Source organism: Aeromonas tecta, assembly GCF_000820185.1.
GTDB lineage: Bacteria > Pseudomonadota > Gammaproteobacteria > Enterobacterales > Aeromonadaceae > Aeromonas > Aeromonas tecta.
The window spans coordinates 421,302-422,037 of the sequence record NZ_CDCA01000025.1 but is presented as its reverse complement, the minus strand read 5'-3'; the positions used below and the strand labels follow the sequence as shown (position 1 = coordinate 422,037).

The window sequence follows — 736 nt, the reverse complement described above, 5'->3', positions numbered from 1 at the left end:
AGCTGATACTGGTGGAGGGGGCGGGGGGCTGGTTCCTGCCGCTGGACAGAACCTATCTGCTGTCGGACTGGGTCAGGCAGGAGAACCTGCCGGTGATCGTGGTGGTGGGGGCCAAGCTCGGTTGCCTCAACCATGCCCTGCTCACCTTTGCGGCGATTCGTAACCAGGACCTGCCGATCGCGGGCTGGGTGATGAACCGGGTGGATGAGGGCATGAGCCATTATCAGGAGAATCTGGATACCCTGAGGGGCTTGCTACCCGCGCCATTTTTAGGTGAAATACCCTTTGTAAACAATCCACTCGAAGCTGACTTGCGCGGGTGTCTCGATATTTCTCCTCTGCTCTGAACCTGACATTCAGCAAACATTCATCGAATTTATCTATTATCTGGAGCTGGTGTGGTATCAGGTCGGCAACGCATCGACCCGGACCACGCATCTATATCTCACAAGGAGTCAATATGAAGCGAATTATGCTATTCCTGGTGACCAACCTGGCCGTCATGCTGGTGCTGGGGGTGGTACTCAATATCCTGTTCTCGGTTCTGGGGATCAACAAGTCCAGCATTTCCGGTCTGTTGGTGTTCTGCGCCGTGTTCGGTTTTGGGGGTTCCTTTATCTCCTTGCTGATGTCCAAGTGGATGGCCAAGCGCAGCTATGGCGTCCAGGTCATCGAGCAGCCCCGTAACGAGACCGAGCACTGGCTGGTGAGCACAGTGGCCCGTCAGGCCCGTGAA

At 55.8% G+C, this 736-nt stretch carries 1 protein-coding gene and 1 pseudogene; both read left to right on the top strand.

All coding sequences use genetic code 11. The features are described 5' to 3' along the window. A partial coding sequence (bioD, locus tag BN1137_RS11060) for an ATP-dependent dethiobiotin synthetase BioD (protein ID WP_157433711.1) occupies positions 1-347 on the top strand: 347 nt, incomplete at its 5' end. Positions 348-460: 113 nt separating this feature from the next. Further along, positions 461-736: pseudogene (locus BN1137_RS21950) on the top strand (protease HtpX); the annotation flags it as partial.